The sequence below is a fragment of the Bradyrhizobium sp. STM 3561 genome, from assembly GCF_045571455.1.
In the GTDB taxonomy this organism is placed as follows: Bacteria; Pseudomonadota; Alphaproteobacteria; order Rhizobiales; family Xanthobacteraceae; genus Bradyrhizobium; species Bradyrhizobium vignae.
This window is the reverse complement of record NZ_CP120695.1, coordinates 6954042-6970892: the sequence shown is the minus strand read 5'-3', so window position 1 is coordinate 6970892 and position 16851 is coordinate 6954042. Positions and strand designations below refer to the sequence as shown.

The window sequence follows — 16851 nt, the reverse complement described above, 5'->3', positions numbered from 1 at the left end:
GTTAGCGCGACATCGATGTTCGCCAGCACACAAGATCCTTGGCGAAGAGCCAGCCTTCGGCGTGCCAGGCGAAGGGCTCCTTTCACAATTGCGTCCATCCCGTGTTCGCGGAGCCAGTGACGATGGCGCCAATCATCGTCAGCTGAATAATCCATTTCGGCCTGAGCCAGGCGCTTCCTGCAGCTCTGCGGCCGATATCCCGCGATCCGCCTGTTTCTCGAATTTGTTAATCGCCTCTACGACGAGAGCCAGCCGACGGATGAGGTAGACCGCTTCGGTATCGTTACCCACCATTGTACGCAGCAGAGCGGCGGCGAATTGGGATAGTGCGCGCTGCGCCTCGTCCTTGGCCCATTCGATTTGTCGATCGGCCCGAGCATTCGGGTTATCGCCAACGACCCTCAGCTTAGGAGGCTTCTCGTCGTCCTCCCCGTCATAGTCGCGGCCCGCCATTCTTAGACCTAATGCACCTTGGAAGCGTGGAATGGGCCATGCGTCATCACCAGACCCTCCATAGGATCAGGCCAAGAAGCACAGTTTGCAGGACGAGCCTCGGATTCGATCTCATCAAGGTTCTCGCATACGTACCGACGGAAGTTCTCCTCACTTTGGAGCACCGCATATTGATCGTTGAAGGACCAGCGCAGGAATTCGATCGTGTCATAGCTTCAAAACCGTAGATGTGAGACGCTCCTGGTCCTCCACAGACCCTGGCCAAGACCCAGGAGTCGCTAGTCATCGTCGCCCTGAATAGACAGGCCCTTGCCATATGGGTTCGTCGGACTGTCCGCCGAATACGGATTTCCGGCTCCGTATGGATTGTTGATGCTGTCCGATGAGTAGCGGCTGCCGTATCGGCCGTTGGGGTTTGAAACGGAGTCCAGTTCGTAAGGATTGCTGCTCAGGCGTCCTCGATAATTCCCATCGGAATCGTATAGCTTTGGAGCGTTCGTAGCATACGGGTTGGTTGCCGAATCGTTGCTGTACTGGCTGCCATAGCGCCCGTAGGGATTGTTGATGCTGTTTTGACCAAACGGGCTTCCAGCACCGTACGGATTACCTGTCGAGTTAGGAGCGTACGGATTGGCGGAGTAATTCCCCAGTTGTTGGGCGCTTGCGTCTGAAATAGCCAAAGCCACCAAGCAGGCAAGTATCCATTTGACCATTTCCCCCTCCCTTGGTTGAGTCCGCACTTTCATACAACCATGGTCAGGATTGTCTGTCCATTGCTTGAATAATGGTTTGACACATGAGCAAATTACCCGTCCGAGAGCCGCCGGCGCAGAAGAAATCACCAGCCCTCCAGTTCGTACAAGATTGGCTTCCAATTGCTGCGGTTTTGGTCGGAGCTCTGTGGACGCTCTACGACTACTCGACCAAGAGGTTGGAGGCGGAAAAAGCGGCAGAGGCAACCCGGAGGATTGAGGCACAACGTCCCTTCCTCACCAAGAAGCTCGACCTGTACTTTGAGGCGGCGCAGACCACGGGACGCCTTCAAAATCTCAAGCCTGGCACGGATGATTGGACGAAAGAGACTGCGAGGTTTTGGGCCCTTCGAACGCGATCGATCCGGCGAACCGGTTCAAGGCGCTCTGGTTGCCCCCGCCTCCACTCTTGTTGAGGTGCGTCACGGCGACCACAGCGATGCGCAGACGGTTTGCCATGTCGGCCAACGGCTCCAGCACTTCCCGGGTCTCTACGTTCCCGTTGCCGTCGCTGCCGCCCATGTATGCCGAGATCGGATCGACGATGATCAGCCTGACATTGCCGATTTTCCTCGCCATCTCTTCCAAGAGATCGACGTCGGGTGCGCCAGCTTGCAGCCGCTTTCATGCCGGCTCTCACGTCAGCATCGAGATGATTGCCTGAACCTGATCAGAGGCGGACGCCACCAGTCCGTCATACGAAGTCTGGCCGTGTGCCGCGGCCTTCAGGATGCATTCGGCTACGGCCGCTTTCAGACCGAAGACCGACTGGTGAGCCGGCACGTTCGCCATCACGGTCTCCAGCGCTTGGCGCATCGTCTGAATGAGTTCGGAGCTGTATTGCATGGGCGTCCTCCGCCGGCTCATATTAGGTCGCGTGCTCCCGCTTGCCACTCACAAGCCTGAGATTGCGCTTTGACAACTGACCCATCCATCACCTCGCGCTTCTCCTTGCTCGCTTGTATCATCTTGCCATGAGCGAATCCGACACGGTGACCGGCGCAGCCTCGCCGGTGCGCAAGATCATCCACATCGACATGGATGCCTTCTACGCGTCGGTGGAGCAGCGCGACAATCCGGAGCTGCGCGGCAAGCCGGTCGCGGTCGGAGGCTCCGCGGAACGCGGTGTCGTCGCGGCCGCCAGCTACGAGGCCCGCAAGTTCGGCGTTCGCTCCGCCATGCCATCGGTGACGGCGAAGCGGCAGTGTCCCGATCTGATCTTCGTCAAGCCACGCTTCGAGGTCTATAAGGCGATCTCCAGGCAGATCCGCGACATCTTCGCCGAGCACACGGCGATGATCGAGCCATTGTCACTCGACGAAGCCTATCTCGACGTCACGGAGAACCTGCAAGGCATTCCGCTGGCGCGGGACATCGCGCTGAAGATCCGCGAGAAGATCAAGGCCGAGACCGGCCTCAACGCGTCCGCGGGCATCTCCTACAACAAGTTTCTGGCCAAGCTCGCTTCCGATCATCGCAAGCCCAATGGTCAGTACGTGATCTCGCCGGAGATGGGACCGGCCTTCGTCGAGACGCTGCCCGTCGGCAGGTTCCATGGCATCGGTCCGGCGACAGCTGCCAAGATGAACGCGCTCGGCCTATTCACCGGCCGCGACATCCGTAACCAGACGCTGGAGTTCATGAATGCGAATTTCGGCAAGTCGGGCGCATACTATTATTGGATCTCACGCGGCGTCGACGAGCGGCCGGTCCGCGCCAACCGGATCCGCAAGTCGATCGGTGCGGAGAATACGTTCTCGGCGGATCTCGACGCGTTCGACGCGCTGGTCGCCGAGCTCAGGCCTCTCGTCGATAAAGTCTGGCGCCATTGCGAAGCCACCGGCAATCGCGGCCGCACCGTGACCCTGAAGATCAAGTTCGCCGACTTCGAGATCATCACGCGCAGCAGGTCGGTCACGGCGGCCGTTGCCGGCCGCGACGATCTGGAGCGGCTGGCCTGCGGCCTGCTCGAAGCCGAGATGCCGCTGCCCAAGCGCGTCAGGCTGTTGGGGGTCTCGCTGTCGTCGCTCCAGGTCGGAGACGGTGCGGAGCCGCAGCTGACGTTGGGCATCTGAACGGGGCTGGAGGCCCCCTTCAGCGAGCGCGGCATCTTTGTCCGCGACGCGGCGCCAAACCTGTCGTAGAGACACCAAGACACGGTTTTTCGCGATTGATGCTGGAATGCTTGCCTTATTGATACGCCTCGGACTGCGTTTCGAAGACCGCATCGAGGAGCGCCGGTTTGTCGACCAATATGTCCGAGGCAGTCTCGGCTGGACGCAGATCGCGATGCTGCTCGGCGCCGCCACCTATGCCGGCTACACACTGTGGGACTGGGTGCTCTACCCCGAAGTCGTGCCGACCACGCTCGCAATCCGTGGTGGCACCGCCGTGTTCATCCTGCTGCCGCTCACGGCATTGCTGTCACGGCGCTGGATGAAGCCGTGGGCGGAGACCATTTTCCTCGTCTATTGCGTCATCCCCGGCTGCATCCTGCCCAGCATTTATCTCGTGCTGCCGTCGGGCTTCACGTTTGCCGCGCCCGGCATGATGATGATCATCCTGTTCGTCTCGACCATGCTGCCATTGCGGATCGGCTCGCTGGCGATCTTCTGTTTGCTCTCATGGGTGGCGCTGCTGATCGCCGAGACGTTCGCGCCGACGCTGCCGGCGGGCCTCAGGTTCATCAACCACTCTCTCGTCGGCAACGCCTACGCGCTATCGCTCTACGCTGTGGCTGCACGCGAGTACCGGGCGCGAAAGCAATTCCGGACATCCGAGGCGCTGCAACGCGAGAAAGAACGCTCGGAGAAATCGCTGCGAGATCTGCGCGCGACCCAGGAGCACCTCGTGCAGGCGGAAAAGCTCGCCTCGCTCGGGCAATTGGTGGCAGGTGTCGCTCACGAGGTCAGCACCCCGCTCGGCCTCGCCTTGACCACCTCGACGGCCATGCAGGCTGACCTGCAAGCGATGAGTGACGCATTGGCCGGAGCATCGGTCCGGCGCTCCGATCTGACCAAGGGCATTGACCGGCTGAAGCAGGGACTCAGCCTGACCTTCGACAATCTGCATCGCGCGTCCGAGATGGTGCACAGCTTCAGGCAGGTCGCCGTTCACCAAGCCGATGAGGACCGGCGCACTTTCGAACTCAGGGATTGGCTGTCGGAGTTGATGTCCAAGCTCGGGCCATTGCTGGCGCATCACGGCCTGACGGTCGAGGTGCAATGCCCGGCGGGAGTCAAGCTCAACAGCTACCCCGGAGCGCTTGCTCAGGTGATCAGCAATCTCGCCCTCAACACTGCCGTGCACGCCTATCCTGACAAGAGAGGCGGCAGGTTTGTCATCACGGTGAGCCGGCCGGACCCGACTTCGGTCCGCCTGGTCTGCGCCGATGAAGGCGTCGGAATCCCCGAGCCATTGCAGGCTCACGTCTTCGATCCGTTCGTGACGACCAGTCGGGAGCGTGGCAATGCCGGCCTGGGACTCCACATCGCGTTCAACCTAGTTGCCTCATCGCTCAACGGGCGCTTGCGACTTGAGCGCAAAGCGGGTCCGGGAACTCAGATCGCCATCGAGATTCCGACAGAACAGACATTGCAACACAGCAGCGAAGTCTCTTGAGATCGGAACGCCGTGCGAGCGGTTCCCGAGGCTGCGCCGATCTTCGCCCTCAGGATCGCCGGTCTGCTGCAAGCCAACAACAGCCCCGCCAACTGGCTCTGCCTCAGCCAGGGTCGCACCAAGGAGTACATGCGCTGGAGCCCGTTCAATGTCTCAACATCGATTCTCGCCTTCATATGCGGGCTGCCGTTCGGACCAGTCGGCGTCGCCAGCGGTCATATGCGGTCTCGCTCACGATCGTCGCGTTGTTTCCGGCCTGTCGCGGAGAAATGTGGCGCTACGCTCGCAGCCGTGGCGGATAGCACGACCGGCACGACGCTCGTTGGAAGACAACGGAACGACCGGGCATGCTGAAGCCTCGCGCCACGATCAGCGCTTTGCCGACCGTGGCGCACGTGTCTCGAAACGTCCTGCTCGGGGCGCTCAATGCTTCATCTGCTCGAACACCACGATCACGCCGGTCGGTTCGGGCTCATGCGCCATCAGGCGCGTCAGGTCGGAATCGCCCCAATCGGCGAGGCTGACGACTTCGCCGCTCTGGCGGTCGGTACCAAGCGATCCCGTGGGCTCGAGGACCTTGAGGCCCATCTCGTCGACGAAGAAAGTATGGTCGCCGAACATGCTGTTGAGCTGCGGCATCGCGGGATGTTCGTCGGGCAGCACCTGAGCGCCGAGCTGGTTGACGGTCTGCTTCACCTGTTCAGATGTGAGCTTCATGAGCTGCTCCGTTTCTGTAGCCGGTTCCTTTGACCCGGGCGGACAAGCGCGCGTTCCCTGCGCGCTTGTCCGCCTGGCTCAATGGCCGAACAGGCGCTGCGGACAAAGGTTCCTGCAAAATGTATTTCGTGATCGCATGCGGCGTCCGCCGCGCTCGCGGCACAAGATCGCCACAGGATGCACACGATCCGGCGGTGGGCCGCGCTCACGCGCTATGCGCCGTTTTCGCCGACCGAGAGCGCGCAGATGCGCGACAGATGTGCGTAGGGCAGGCCGGTCTCCCCGGCCCAGGCGTTGAACTGTGCCTGCACCTTGGCGCGGTCGCCCTTCGACTTGACCTCTTCGGCAATGTCGAGACCCGCACCGCGCAGGCAAGCCACCACGTCCCTCGACGTCACGAAACCGTCCCAGCCGACGAAGCGCAGCAGCATCTGGCCGGTGTTGCCCCCTAACCGGCTGCCGCGCTTGTTGAGGAGATCGAGCAGGCCGATCTCGTCGGACGACGGCCACTTCGCCAGAAACTTGCCGAAGCTGCCGTGCTCCTTCGCGATCTCCTGGACGAAGACGGCATTGTCCCGCACCGACATGACCTTGGCGCCGTTACGCACGATGCGCGCGTCGCGCAGCAGGCCCTCCCAATACTCTTCGGGCTGGAAGGTGAGCTTGGCGGGCTGGAAATGCAGGAAGGCGTCTTCAAAGCCGTCCCATTTCGAATCGATCACGCTCCAGGCAAAGCCGGCGCAGAACACGCGCTTGGTCATTTCGGCGAGGATACGGTCGTCGCCGAGCTTGGCCAGCCGCTTGAGGTCCGGCTTGGCCGGCAACAGTTTCTCCAACGCCTTGGGCCCGCCCTTGCGTTTCTCGGCGCGGGTGCGAATGGTCTTGAATGAGGTCATACGGACATCCGCATTGACGGTTCAATACGACATCAGAATTCGATGAACCGGTCCAGCGCTGCGATGATGACGCGAGGGAGCGACATGCTGGTCCGCTTCTTGCTTTCATGAGCCTGGAATTCCCGGATATAGTCGACCTCTCGCGGACGATTCTCCAATGCGCTGCCTGGTCGTGGCCGACCTGCACTATTCGCTGCCGCAGCTCGACTGGCTGGTCAGCGCGGCGTCGCAATTCGATCTCGTGATCTTCGCCGGCGATGCGCTCGACATCGGCTCGATGGTGGATTTTCGCGCCCAGATCGTCGTCGTGAAGAAGTACCTCGCGCTGCTTGCCGCGACGAGCCGCGTGATCCTCTGCTCCGGCAATCACGACCTCGACGAGCGCAACGCGGAGGGCGAAAAGATTTCGCGCTGGATCTCGGAGGTGCGCGAGCTTGGCATTGCCTGCGACGGCGACAGCCTCAACATCGGTGGCACCCTGTTCACGGTGTGCCCGTGGTGGGACGGACCACTGGTCAAGCAACGCCTCGTCGAGCAGTTGCGCGATGCCGCGGCCGACCGACCGCAGCGCTGGATCTGGGCCCATCATGCGCCGCCGGCGGATTCACCCACGAGCTGGGGCGGCAAGCGCTTCTTCGGCGACGTCGAGCTGGTGCAATGGGTCATGCAGTACCAGCCGTCGATGGTGATCTCGGGCCATGTGCACCAGTCGCCGTTCGTCACCGGCGGCTCGTGGTTCGACCGGCTGGGCCAGACCTGGGTCTTCAACACGGGCCTGCAACCAGGCCGCCCCCCGACCTACATCGTGCTGGACCTCGGTGCGGACAAAGCGTTCTGGCTTGCGGCCGGCGAGGCCCAATGGATCGACCTGCATGCGCCGCTGAAGCGCCCCGCCGCTCCGATCGAGGCGCCGCCCGATTGGCTCACATTCTTGGATCGGATTGCCGATCCGAGCCTGGCGAGACCTCGAGGGGCGGCAGGTTGATCATGCTCTGGAGCACTTCGCCGACCATGGCCAGATGCGTGCCGTGGCCGGCATATTGCCGCTTGAGATCGGCGAGGTAGGTATTGGCGACATTGAGCCGCTGCGCCAGCATTTTTGCGATCAGCAGGGCCACGCCCGGCTCCCTCTCCAGGAACGAGGCGGCATCCTCGAATTCGTAGACCACCGCGTCGGAGCAGGCCCGCACGGTTGCGGTGTGCGGCTGGCCCAGCAGCACGGACATTTCACCCAGCACCGCACCGGGCTCGGTGACGGTGGCGACCACCATCTCGCCCTTGAGCACCTCGAGCTTGCCTTGCGTCAGCACGTAGAGATGGCCGGTGGTGCCACCCTCGGCGACCACGACCGTGCCGGCGGCAAGCTGCCGCTCCGTTCCGCCGGTGCAATAGTCCAGGACCGCACGCATCTTGCGAAAGCTCCCGTCGCGGCGCGATATCCAACGTCGGAATACTAGAGCACGATCCATGCCAGGCGGCAATCAACGGGGATGCGGCTGGCGCCGCCTGCCCGCCGCTTGGACATCCTTGCCGGTCATGCGGCTGAAAACCAACAACTCGTTCTCACGTGCCGCCCGTCACACCCGAGAGAGCGAAGGCACCTCCCCAGGCAGAATGGCCTGCAAGCCACCAAAGCGGCGCTCACGGCTGTGGAAGGCGGCGAGCGCGTCAGCGAGATCGCCCGCCTCGAATTCGGGCCACATCCGCTCGGTGAAGTGCAGCTCGGCATAGGCGCCTTCCCAGAGCAGGAAATCCGACAGCCGCTTCTCGCCGGACGTGCGGATGATGAGATCGACGTCGCGAAGGCCAGCCTCGCCGGTAACGAGCTGCGAGAAGGCTTCGCGGGTGAGGCTCGTCAGCGCAGCCGCCTTCGCCGCGGCGTTGAGGATGGCGTCACGCGCGGAATAATCGACGGCGATGCGCAAATGCAGCGCGCTGCCATCGGCCGTGGCTTCCTCGGCGCGGGTGATTGCGGTGGCGACGCCGTCGGGCAGGCGATCGCGGCGGCCGATGACGGAGAGGCGCACGCCGTTCCTGAGCAGGCTCTGCACCTCGCTGGTGAGATAGAAGCGCAGCAAGGTCATCAGTGCGGCGACCTCGGCCTTCGGCCTCCGCCAATTGTCGGTTGAGAAGGCGTAAAGCGTCAGCGTGCCGATGCCCTGCTTGGGCGCGGCCTCGACGATACGGCGGATGGTTTCGACGCCAGCCTCGTGACCGCGCACGCGCGACAGGCCGCGCCGCGTCGCCCATCTGCCGTTGCCGTCCATGATGATGCCGACATGAAGCTTCTCGTTGCGGGACGTGATTTCACTTTGCATTGCAAAGTCTCCAGCCAAAAAGGGGAAGATCAGGTCGAGACGATATCGAGGCGGCCGAGCGGCGGCGCCTCGCGGCCGGCAGCTTTCGCCGCGTCGCGCACCAGCCGCTCGAGCACGGCGAGATAGTCGAGGAAACGGCGGCGGCCGGCCTTGGTCAGGCGGCAGGTCGTGTGCGGGCGGTTGCCCTCATAGCCCTTGGTCACCTCGACGAGGCCGGCTTCCTGGAGCACGGCTAGGTGCCGGCTGAGATTGCCGTCGGTGAGGCCGCAGAGCTGCTTGAGGTCGCCGAATGCCAGGCCCTTGGGATGCGCCATCAGCGAGGTCAGAAGCCCGAGCCTCGCCTTCTCGTGGATCACGCGGTCGAGCCCTTCATATGAGAAGGGCGCGCTGTCAATCTTCGACATCGTTGTCTCCGGACGCGAAATGCAGAATGGCCGCCATCACCGATTGCCCGATCACGAAGGGCAGCCCCATGGTCCATGGCGACAGCGTGTGGGTTCGGCTCGCGAGCACGACGACCGCAAAGCCCGACACGAAATACCAGGCGCCCGCGAGCGCGACCGTGCGCGGCAGCGAGCGGACCGAGGCGAAGATGCCGAGCGACACCAGGATCTGCCACAGACCCGGCAGCAGCCACAGCGTCTCGCTCGCGAACTTCCACATCACCACTGCGAGCAGCACGCCGGCAACGCCGGCGGGCAGAAACTGCTCGATCGCCTGGTGGATCATGGCATCGGCAAGACCCGAATGATGGCGTCGCGAGCGCGCCCGCATCTCGATGCCGATGATGAGCCCCGAGAGAACGGCAGCGATGAACCAGCCGACGAAGAAGCCGAGCGGCTCACCGGTGGGATCACCCAGCAGCCAGAATTGCAGAATCGCGGTGATGAGCGCGACGGCGCCGGTCGCCGCCATTGTCGCCGGGCCGTAGCCGCGGAAGGCGGTGCCCGCCGCGATCTGGCTGCGGATCGCCACGATGTCGGCCAGCGCCTTGTCGAGATCGCGCATTGGCAACGCCAAAACCTCGTTCCACCCGGGCATTCCGGGACGATGAGTCGTTACTTTGTACTGCAAAGTATATGGCGCTGCAAAGCAGATGCAAGCCCGAACTGTTGCGAGAGCCGCACGACCTCGGACGGACAACTGACGGTTGCACCCGACCTGCCCTCGCGGATAAGATGGATCCGAAAGCGTTCCGGGGGCTGGTATGTGGTTGAGGTCGTTCGTTGTTGCGGTCGCGTTGCAGTTGAGTGTGGTCGGGGCGAACGCGGCGGGGCCGTTCGGCTCCGTCAATGTCGGCAACTGGATCGGCGGCGCCTTCAGCAATGACGAGACGGGTGCTTTCTCGCATTGTGCAGCGACGACGCCCTACGCCAACGGCGTCATACTCGTGGTAGGCTACAATGCCGCCGGCACCTGGACGCTGGCCTTTGCGAGTCCCAGCTACCGCTTCAAACAGGGCGAGAACGCCGCGATCGACGTCATCTTCGACGGGCAGGAGCAAGCCAGGCTGTTCGCCACGGCAAACCAGCCGAACATGCTCACATCCGTCATGCCTATCAACGTTGTGCGAACGTTTCAGAAGGCGAGCCTGATGGTCGCGACGAGCGGCCGCACCGCCTTGAATTTCGATCTGACATCGACCGGACCGGTGATCGCCGCTTTGGCCAATTGCGTCACCAGGGTGAAAGCCGACGGGCTGGGCAAGGCGGGCGACTTTACCAAAGGAGCGGCCAAGCCGGCAGCGACGGCGGAGAAGCAGACATCACCGCCGGCCGGCGGCAAATCTGCCAGGACCAAGAGCGGCACCGGCTTCGTGGTCAGCACGAGCGGACACATCGTCACCAACCAACATGTGATCGACGGCTGCGCCGGCGACATCAAGGGCAATCTCACCGGCGGGGCCGCAATGGTGCTGCGCGTGGTGTCGAGCGACGCCAACAACGATCTCGCCCTGATGCAGGCGCCATCGACGACGCCATTCAAGGACTTTGCCCGGATCCGTGACCGCTCGATCCGCTCCGGCGACGCCGTGGTCGCGATCGGCTTTCCCTATCACGGCATCCTGACCTCGGACTTCACCGTGACGACCGGCATCGTGAGCTCGCTCCGCGGCATGCGCAACGACTCGCGCTTCCTGCAGATCAGTGCGCCCGTACAGCCCGGCAACAGCGGCGGACCGCTGTTCGATAGCACCGGTCAGGTCGTGGGCGTGGTCACCGGAAAGATTCCGGCATTGCGCATCGCGGTGGCGACCGGAAACATTCCCGAGAACATCAACTTCGCCATCAAGACGGGCGTGTTGCGCGACTTCCTCGACAATTCCGTAGTGCCCTATCAGACCGCCGAACCAAAGGGCGAGCTCAAGACCACCGACATCGCCGCCAACGCCCGGCCCTATACGATGCTGATCTCGTGCAATGCGACGGAGCAGGCGGACGCGAAGCGGTAGCGTGGCGCGGAAGGATAGCTGCCTCGCCGCCTCGCGCTGTCATTCCCCGCGACCCGGCTACGCCAAGGCTTCGCCGCGGTCGAGGTCCAGGGGCGCCGAAGCTTTAGCGTAGGCGGCAGGCGGGGACTCCTAGTACGCCGCGGCTTCTCGATTGAACCACGACCGTCTCGGAGTACTGGATCGCCCGGTCAAGCCGGGCGACGACACCTTTGATGGGATCCAGCGTGCCCCTCCCTCACCCGTGGCAGCACGCCGCCTTCGCCGGCTGCGGCTCGTACTGGTCGCGCAGGCGGACCCAGTCCATCGGATAGGGCAGACCCTCCGCGTGACGACCGAGCGGCGTGAGATCGAGATATTGATAGGCGGCGTTCATCATGTCGAGGCCGCGGGCGAAGCAGGAATAGGTGTGGAAGATCTCACCGGCTTCGCCGCGGTAAAACACGCTGATGCCGGGCAGCTCGGGGCCGTAGATTGGCGTGGTGCCGAAATTGTACATCGGCTTTCCGGTCGCGATCTCTTCGCGCGAGAACGTCACGCCGTAGTCCCGGTTGAAATCGTTGTCGCCCGAGGAGACCCAGTCGAAGGTCCAGCCCATCCGCTTCTTGAAGGCTTCGAGCTTTGTGCTGGGCGCCAGCGAGACCGCAGCCATGGACGTGTCGCGCGCGGCCAGATGCGGCACCATGCGCTCGAAGCCGTCGGCCCAAAACGAGCAGCTCTTGCAGGCAGCGTCCCAGTCGGGCGCGAACATCACGTGCTGGACGATGAGCTGCGGGCGGCCCTTGAAGAGATCGGAAAGCGTGACCTTGCCGTTCGGCCCGCTGAAGACGTAGGTCTTGTCGACCTTCACCCAGGGAAGCTGGCGGCGCTCCTCGGCAACCCGTTCGCGGGCCTGCGTCAACTCCTTCTCGCGAGCCAGAAGGGCCTTGCGCGCCGCAATCCATTGCTCGCGCGAAACGATTTGATGTTGCTGCATGATACTCTCCTTTGGAGCTCAAGCGACGAAGGCATCGAGCTTGTCGAAGAACGAGCTCCAGCCGCGCTGGTGGTTGTCGCGTGCGGTCTCGTCGAAGAACTGGGCGTGATGGAAGATCATCAACGTGCCGGCACCGTCCGGCTTCAGCGAGATCGTCACCAGCGATTCGCGTTCCGGCGTCGAGTGCCAGGCCCAGGTGAAGACCAGGCGCTCGCTCGGCACCACTTCGCGATAGGTGCCGCCGGCCTCGAAATACTCGCCGTCGTCGCGGACGAAGCTGATGCGAAAGCGGCCACCGATGCGGACGTCGAGATCGGCTTGCAACGTCGCCGGCTTCATGTTCGGCGGCCCGAACCACTGCGCTAGCTGCTCGGCTTGCGTCCAGGCGGCGAAGACTTTTTCCGGCCGCGCGCGGAGCCGGCGCGTGAGCGTGAGGCTTGGTCGATCTGCTGGCGGGCGTTCAGCGGCGTTGACGGCGGTGGCGGCCATGTCTCTTCCTCCACGAAGGCGGCAAGACGGTCGAGATTGTCGGACCAGAACTGCGCATAGCGATTGAGCCAGTTCATCGCCTGCTCCATCGGCCGTGCGGTAAGCCGGCAGACCACGGTGCGGCCGGTCTTCTCCCGCACGATCAGGCCTGCATCCGTGAGCACGTCGAGATGCTTCATGATCGCCGGAAGCGAGACCGGAAACGGCGCGGCCAGCTCGCTCACCGACAGGCTGCGCTGCTCGCCGAGGCGCGCCAGCAATGCACGCCGCGTCGGGTCGGAGAGCGCCGCGAAGGTCCGGTCCAGTGCCTCGTCCTGATACTTAACCATGTGGTTTAGTATAGAAGCGAGCGGGGCAGCGTCAAGCCGGAACCCGCGGGCGCGGGTGCGCACGACTGCGTGATCAGGATGAGGCCAGTATGAAGCGCGATCAGTAGGGCGCGGCGGGCCGCGCGCGCCGGTGCGGCCGCGGCTGCGGGATTTGTTGCTGGCCATAGGCGAAGCGAGGATTGCGATCGCAGTACAGCAGCCGCCCGGACACGCTCGCCTGGCACTGCTCATAGGTGCTGTAGGCGCATTCGCCGGGATAGTCATACTCGCCGCCCCGGGCGCACCAGGGGTAATCGAGGGCTGCCGCCGGCGTGATGGTGACGAAGCCGGCAACGACCGTCGCGCACAGCGTCAGCAGTGCCAATTGCGTCTTGCGCATGACCGCAACTCCTTTGCTCACGACGCGAGATACGCGCCATCTACCATCAGGTTCGTCGCACGGCTTTATTCCGGATCATGGCATCGCGCGCGCAAGAAAAAAGCCCTGCCGAACGGCAGGGCTCCCTTTTCAGGCATCACAAGATCGCTACTCGACCTTCAGGCCGGCGAACTCGACGACCTTCTTCCACTTCTCGGTCTCGGCCTTGATCTCGTCGCCGAACGCCTCCGGCGTCTGCACCCGAGGCTCGCCGCCGAGCTCGACCAGGCGCTTGGCCATGTCGGGCTCTTTCATCAGCGCGTTGATCTCGCTGTTGAGCTTGGTGATGATCTCCTTCGGCGTGTTCTTCGGCGCTCCCATGCCGAACAGCGCGCTCGCCTCATAGCCCTTGACGGTCTCGGCGATCGCCTGCACGTCCGGCAATTGCGGCGAGCGCTCCGCGGTGGTGACGCCGATCGCGCGCAGCGAGCCGGAGCGGATGTGCTGGATGATCGAGGGCATGTTGTCGAAGATCACCTGCACCTGGCCGCCGAGCATGTCGGTGATTGCGGGCGCAGCGCCGCGATAGGGCACGTGCTGCATCTTGCAGCCGGTCATGGCCATGAACATCTCGCCGGACAGATGCACCGAGGTGCCGTTGCCGGACGAGGCCATGTTCACCTTGCCGGGATTGGCCTTCACGTACTCGATGAACTCGGCGACGTTCTTGGCCGGCACGTCCTTGTTGACGGTCATCACGTTCGGCACGCGCTGGAACGAGGCGACCGGCGCGATGTCGCGCACGAAGTTGAACTTCAGATTGGCGTAGAGCGAAGCGTTGATGTAGTTGGCGGGATTGACCAGCTGCAGCGTGTAGCCGTCGGGCTCGGCGTTGATGACTGATTCGGTCGCGATATTGTTCCCGGCGCCCGGCTTGTTCTCGATCACGAATTGCTGGCCGAGCTTTTCCGAGAGCCGCTGGCCGATCAGCCGCGCCAGGATGTCCGTGGCCCCGCCCGGCGGATAGCCGACCACCCATTTCACCGGGCGTGCCGGATAATCGGCGGCAACAGCCTTCGACAGCGGGGTGGCTGCAAGCGGACTGGCGGCGAGCAGGCCCAGCGCGGTACGGCGAGTGATCATCTCAAGGGTTCTCCCAGTGTTGTTCTTGAAAGTCGGATAGCTTGAACGTCGCGGCGGCGCGGTTGTAACAAAGCTTGCCGCAGGCGGAAAGTGCGCGGGGCGCATCACGACGAAAGGATGAGACATGCCGGTCAAGGTTCATGCCCTGGATCATCTCGTGATCAATGTCAGCGATGTCGCGGCGACGGCGGAGTGGTACCGCAAGATTCTCGGCATGGAAGTCAAGGTGTTCGATCCGGGCGGCGGCAAAGCGCCGCGGACTTTCCTCGAGTTCGGTAACCAGAGGATCAACGTCCGGCAGCGCGATGCCGACAGAGTGGAGTGGTTCACCGCGAATCATCCGACCGCCGGCAGCGAGGATCTGTGCTTCCTCACCTCGGCCACACCGGACGAGGTGGTGGCACATTTGCGGGCACATGGCGTTGCGATCGAGGCGGGCCCAGGCCCGAGGCAAGGCGCCCGCGGCACGCTGCGCTCGGTCTATTGCCGCGATCCCGATGGCAGCTTGATCGAGATATCGTCGTACGAGGACTGAGGCGCAGCGAAGCAAATCCAGACTGTTTCCGCGGAGTGAACCTGGATTGTTTCGTCGCAAGGGCTCCTCGCAATGACGGGAGAGATGGGGTGCTCCGATTTGCGCCCCGCGCCATCTGGTGGCAGGAAGACGCAATAATCCAAAGACAGCCGGCAGCAAGATGCAGGGCTGCACCGGGAGGAACCATGCCAGGTCAACAGACCGCCGCCGGAATCGTGAGCCCGTTCGACGGGCTCGACGTGCCCTGGCTTTTGAGGATGCGCGCCGAGGTCCGGCGTGATCATCCGTTCCTGATCTGGGCTCCGTTCGACGCGCCGGCGCGGCGCTGGAGCTATGGCGAGTTTCACGAGCGGGTCGGCGCGCTTGCGGCGGGGCTCGCCAGGCGCGGCGTCAAGCCCGGCGAATACGTGCTCATTCACCTCGACAACTGCATCGAGGCGCTGCTGGCCTGGTTTGCCTGTGTCGAGTTAGGAGCCGTCGCGGTCACCACCAACACCCGCTCGGCGTCCGCCGAGATCGAGTATTTCGCCGATCATTGCGGCGCGGTCGCTGCGATCACGCAGCCGGCCTATGCGGAAGTCGTCGCGCAGAATTGCCGCAACATTCGCTGGATGGCGGTGACCTCGCATGACGCCGGTACAGCGCCTGCGCAGGCAGTCTCACGCGGCGACAGTTTTGAATCCCTGTTCGCCGACAGCGCCGATCGTCCGAGGCGCGCGACCGATCCGCTCGCGCCGTGCAGCGTACAGTACACGTCGGGCACGACATCACGGCCGAAAGCGGTGCTGTGGACCCATGCCAACGCGCTGTGGGGCGCCAAGATCAATGCCGCGCATGAGGACCTTCACGCCGAGGACGTGCACCAGACCTATCTCCCGCTGTTCCACACCAATGCGCTGGCCTACTCCATGCTGGCGGCACTGTGGGTCGGGGCGACTTGCGTGATCCAGCCGCGCTTCTCCGCGAGCCGGTTCTGGGGCGTCGCGCGCGAGCACGGCTCGACTTGGACCTCGACGATTCCGTTCTGCATGAAAGCGCTGCTCGAGCAGGAGATCCCGAAGGACCACAAATTCCGCCTGTGGGGCAGTGCGATCAACGAGCCGCCCGCCTTCGCCGCCTTCGGCGTCAAGATCATCGGCTGGTGGGGCATGACCGAGACCATCACCCACGGCATTGTCGGCGAGGTCGACCAGCCCAACATCCCGATGTCGATCGGCCGCGCCGCGCCGGAATACGAAATCCGTATCACCGGCGATGACGGACGGCCGACCGAGGTCGGCGACACCGGCAATCTCGCGATCAAGGGCATCCCGGGCCTGTCGCTGTTCGCCGAGTACCTGCACAACGAGGAGGCGACGCGCGAGAGTTTTGACGAGCACGGCTTCTTCCTCACCGGCGACCGCGTCGAGCGGCTTCAGAACGGCTTCATCAAGTTCGGCGACCGCGCCAAGGACATGCTGAAGGTCGGCGGCGAGAACGTCGCGGCCTCCGAGATCGAGCAGGTGATCGCGCTGGTGCCGGGCGTGCGGGAAGCTGCCGTGGTGGCGAAGAAGCATCCGATGCTGGACGAGGTGCCGGTCGTCTTCATCATCCCGCAAGGCGGCGTCGCGGGTGCTGCGCCGGACCTGCATGATCGCGTGATGGAAGCCTGCCGCAAGGGCCTCGCCGACTTCAAGCTGCCGCGCGAGATCAGGCTGGTCGACGACATGCCGCGCTCGACGCTGGAGAAGGTGGCGAAGGCGGAGCTGAGGAAGATGGTGGGGTGATCTAGTCGTTCCCGGGCGGTGCAGAGCACCGAACCCGGAACCTCGAGAT

General features: G+C 63.6%; 20 protein-coding genes and 1 pseudogene. 6 read left to right on the top strand and 15 right to left on the bottom strand.

Features of this window, described 5'->3' with window-relative positions; all coding sequences use genetic code 11:
• Positions 1-138 precede the first annotated feature (138 nt).
• From P6U28_RS33085 to P6U28_RS33070, 4 genes are all read right to left on the bottom strand, one after another.
• Entirely contained in the window at positions 139-453 is a 315-nt protein-coding gene (locus tag P6U28_RS33085; RefSeq protein ID WP_407120515.1) for a hypothetical protein, read from the bottom strand.
• A 278-nt stretch (positions 454-731) separates the two neighbouring features.
• Entirely contained in the window at positions 732-1166 is a 435-nt protein-coding gene (locus tag P6U28_RS33080) for a hypothetical protein (protein WP_407120514.1), read from the bottom strand.
• 336 nt (positions 1167-1502) lie between these two features.
• Complete coding sequence (locus P6U28_RS33075; RefSeq protein ID WP_407123134.1) at positions 1503-1823, bottom strand: AAA family ATPase; 321 nt, start codon at positions 1821-1823, stop codon at positions 1503-1505.
• Positions 1824-1841: 18 nt separating this feature from the next.
• Positions 1842-2051 (bottom strand): hypothetical protein, encoded by a 210-nt coding sequence (locus P6U28_RS33070; protein ID WP_407120513.1) that lies wholly within the window; start codon positions 2049-2051, stop codon positions 1842-1844.
• 128 nt (positions 2052-2179) lie between these two features.
• On the opposite strand from P6U28_RS33070, the gene dinB reads away from it, so the two are divergent.
• The gene (dinB, locus tag P6U28_RS33065) at positions 2180-3280 is read left to right on the top strand and encodes a DNA polymerase IV (RefSeq protein WP_407120512.1); all 1101 of its coding nucleotides are present in this window, start codon (positions 2180-2182) and stop codon (positions 3278-3280) included.
• Positions 3281-3386: 106 nt separating this feature from the next.
• Positions 3387-4826 carry a sensor histidine kinase gene (locus tag P6U28_RS33060; protein ID WP_122406271.1) on the top strand — a complete coding sequence of 480 codons (1440 nt, stop codon included), beginning with the start codon at positions 3387-3389 and terminating at the stop codon, positions 4824-4826.
• A gap of 423 nt (positions 4827-5249) precedes the next feature.
• Here P6U28_RS33060 and P6U28_RS33055 read toward each other — a convergent pair whose 3' ends face one another.
• Positions 5250-5543, bottom strand: coding sequence for a hypothetical protein (locus P6U28_RS33055; protein WP_122406272.1), 294 nt, complete (start codon positions 5541-5543; stop codon positions 5250-5252).
• Positions 5544-5755: 212 nt separating this feature from the next.
• Positions 5756-6439, bottom strand: a complete 684-nt coding sequence (locus tag P6U28_RS33050) for a DNA-3-methyladenine glycosylase I (RefSeq protein ID WP_407120511.1) — start codon at positions 6437-6439, stop codon at positions 5756-5758.
• Between the two features lie 157 nt (positions 6440-6596).
• Here P6U28_RS33050 and P6U28_RS33045 point away from each other — a divergent pair, with 157 nt between their 5' ends.
• The gene (locus P6U28_RS33045) at positions 6597-7424 is read left to right on the top strand and encodes a metallophosphoesterase (protein WP_407120510.1); all 828 of its coding nucleotides are present in this window, start codon (positions 6597-6599) and stop codon (positions 7422-7424) included.
• Here the strand turns inward: P6U28_RS33045 and P6U28_RS33040 are convergent.
• From P6U28_RS33040 to P6U28_RS33025, 4 genes are all read right to left on the bottom strand, one after another.
• Entirely contained in the window at positions 7363-7848 is a 486-nt protein-coding gene (locus P6U28_RS33040; RefSeq protein ID WP_407120509.1) for a Crp/Fnr family transcriptional regulator, read from the bottom strand. The two genes, P6U28_RS33045 and P6U28_RS33040, sit on opposite strands and share 62 nt — an antisense overlap.
• A 168-nt stretch (positions 7849-8016) precedes the next feature.
• Entirely contained in the window at positions 8017-8757 is a 741-nt protein-coding gene (locus P6U28_RS33035; RefSeq protein ID WP_407120508.1) for a di-trans,poly-cis-decaprenylcistransferase, read from the bottom strand.
• Between the two features lie 29 nt (positions 8758-8786).
• Positions 8787-9161, bottom strand: a complete 375-nt coding sequence (locus P6U28_RS33030; RefSeq protein ID WP_122406277.1) for a transcriptional regulator — start codon at positions 9159-9161, stop codon at positions 8787-8789.
• Positions 9148-9765 (bottom strand): hypothetical protein, encoded by a 618-nt coding sequence (locus P6U28_RS33025; protein WP_122406278.1) that lies wholly within the window; start codon positions 9763-9765, stop codon positions 9148-9150. The genes P6U28_RS33030 and P6U28_RS33025 overlap by 14 nt, the downstream gene beginning before the upstream one ends.
• A gap of 199 nt (positions 9766-9964) precedes the next feature.
• On the opposite strand from P6U28_RS33025, the gene P6U28_RS33020 reads away from it, so the two are divergent.
• Positions 9965-11209 (top strand): S1C family serine protease, encoded by a 1245-nt coding sequence (locus P6U28_RS33020; RefSeq protein WP_407120507.1) that lies wholly within the window; start codon positions 9965-9967, stop codon positions 11207-11209.
• Positions 11210-11444: 235 nt separating this feature from the next.
• Here the strand turns inward: P6U28_RS33020 and P6U28_RS33015 are convergent, their stop codons facing one another.
• The 5 genes and pseudogenes from P6U28_RS33015 to P6U28_RS32995 all read right to left on the bottom strand — a co-directional run bounded on the left by P6U28_RS33015 (position 11445) and on the right by P6U28_RS32995 (position 14501).
• The gene (locus P6U28_RS33015) at positions 11445-12182 is read right to left on the bottom strand and encodes a DUF899 domain-containing protein (RefSeq protein ID WP_407120506.1); all 738 of its coding nucleotides are present in this window, start codon (positions 12180-12182) and stop codon (positions 11445-11447) included.
• Positions 12183-12200: 18 nt separating this feature from the next.
• Positions 12201-12533: pseudogene (locus P6U28_RS33010) on the bottom strand (SRPBCC domain-containing protein); the annotation flags it as partial.
• A gap of 11 nt (positions 12534-12544) precedes the next feature.
• Entirely contained in the window at positions 12545-13000 is a 456-nt protein-coding gene (locus P6U28_RS33005; RefSeq protein WP_162500530.1) for a helix-turn-helix transcriptional regulator, read from the bottom strand.
• 100 nt (positions 13001-13100) lie between these two features.
• Positions 13101-13379 (bottom strand): DUF3551 domain-containing protein, encoded by a 279-nt coding sequence (locus tag P6U28_RS33000; RefSeq protein ID WP_122406283.1) that lies wholly within the window; start codon positions 13377-13379, stop codon positions 13101-13103.
• Positions 13380-13526: 147 nt separating this feature from the next.
• Positions 13527-14501, bottom strand: a complete 975-nt coding sequence (locus P6U28_RS32995) for a Bug family tripartite tricarboxylate transporter substrate binding protein (RefSeq protein WP_407120505.1) — start codon at positions 14499-14501, stop codon at positions 13527-13529.
• Positions 14502-14625: 124 nt separating this feature from the next.
• Between P6U28_RS32995 and P6U28_RS32990 the strand changes: the two genes are divergently transcribed.
• On the top strand, positions 14626-15036 hold the full coding sequence (locus tag P6U28_RS32990; protein ID WP_129142315.1) for a VOC family protein: 411 nt from the start codon (positions 14626-14628) through the stop codon (positions 15034-15036).
• A gap of 185 nt (positions 15037-15221) precedes the next feature.
• Entirely contained in the window at positions 15222-16802 is a 1581-nt protein-coding gene (locus tag P6U28_RS32985) for an ATP-dependent acyl-CoA ligase (RefSeq protein WP_407120504.1), read from the top strand.
• Positions 16803-16851: the final 49 nt, after the last annotated feature.